The following is a 1,351-nucleotide window of genomic DNA, read 5'->3' as shown; positions in this document are numbered from 1 at the left end:
TAAAGTGGACCCGTCAGTCAAGACACTCAGCCGGTTAATTTAAGCTGTGTCCGTTTCCACTTCCGCAGCTGCTCGGCGCTGCCCCGTGCCACTCACTTTCTCCGGCTCCCGGTCCGCGTCGCCGAATTTGTCGACGATCAGCGCTCCGCCACCTGTGCCTTCACTGTAGACGCGGGTTGGCGTCTCGTAGCCCAATGCCTGATGAGGACGCTCGGCGTTGTAGAACGCGAAGTATTGCGCCAGCCCCACTGTCAATTCGGCCATGTTGGCGTAGCCCTTCAAATACACATCCTCGTACTTCACGTTGCGCCACAGGCGCTCCACGAAGATGTTGTCCAGTGCCCGGCCGCGCCCGTCCATGCTGATCGCCACGCCTTCACGCTTGAGCACGCCGGTGAAGGCGCTGCTGGTGAATTGCGAACCCTGGTCGCTGTTGAACACCTCCGGCTTGCCATGATGGCGCAAGGCATCCTCCAGGCAGTCCACGCAGAATGCGGCGTCCATGCTGTTGCTGAGGCGCCAGGACAGCACTTTGCGACTGTACCAGTCGATGATCGCCACCAGATAGGCAAACCCCTTTGCCAGCCGGATATAGGTGATATCGGTCGACCACACTTGGTTTGGCCGCGTCACCGCCACGCCGCGCAACAGGTAAGGATAGACCTTGTGCCCGGGCTGCGGCTTGCTCGTCGCCGGTCCCGGCGCCATGCCAGCCAAACCCATCTCGCGCATCAGGCGCTGCACGCGCTTGCGGTTGATGCAGTAACCCCGGCCACGCAGAAACACCACCATGCGACGGCTGCCGTAGAACGGTCGGTTGGTGTACTCACCGTCAATCAAGGCGCGTAGCTGCAGGTCTTCCTCGTCCTCGGACTGCGCACGGCCCGCCGCCCCCAACCGGCGGTAGACCGTCGAGCGGGGAACGCCTGCCAGTTCGCACTGCATCGCTAGCGGCACCTTGTCGCCTTGCTCGATCCATCGCGTCCGTTCGGCCGCGCTCATTCCCCGAGCTTTTTTTTGAGCCAGTCCACCTGCATCTTCAGCCGGCCGATCTCGCCATACAGCTTGTCCTCCGGGCTGCTTTCATCGACTGGCTTCGGGCCGCGCTTGACGTCGAACAGCGCACCGGCGTTTTCCAGGATTTCCTTTTTCCACTGTCCGACCAGCACCGGATGCACGCCATACTCCTGCGCGATCTCCGTCACCGTCTTCACTCCACGCACCGCCTCCAGAGCAACCTTGGCCTTGAACTCCGCCGTGTGTACCCTGCGTTTTTTGCCTTCACTCATGCGCTATCATCCTTTCACGGACGACAGCTTAAACCACCGTCTCAAATTCGGGGGCCACTATA

General features: G+C 61.3%; 1 protein-coding gene. It reads right to left on the bottom strand.

The genetic code is table 11. The features are described from left to right. Nucleotides 1–39: 39 nt before the first annotated feature. Nucleotides 40–1,289 (bottom strand): IS3 family transposase gene (locus GM676_RS31255; RefSeq protein WP_155468460.1). Its coding sequence is split into 2 segments (ribosomal slippage): nt 40–1,004 and nt 1,004–1,289, totalling 1,251 coding nucleotides; the frame shifts between segments, so codons are not numbered across the junction. Between the last annotated feature and the right edge of the window lie 62 nt (nt 1,290–1,351).

It is taken from the genome of Duganella radicis (assembly GCF_009720825.1).
Classification (GTDB): Bacteria; Pseudomonadota; Gammaproteobacteria; order Burkholderiales; family Burkholderiaceae_D; genus Rugamonas; species Rugamonas radicis.
This window is presented reverse-complemented; position numbering and strand designations above follow the sequence as displayed.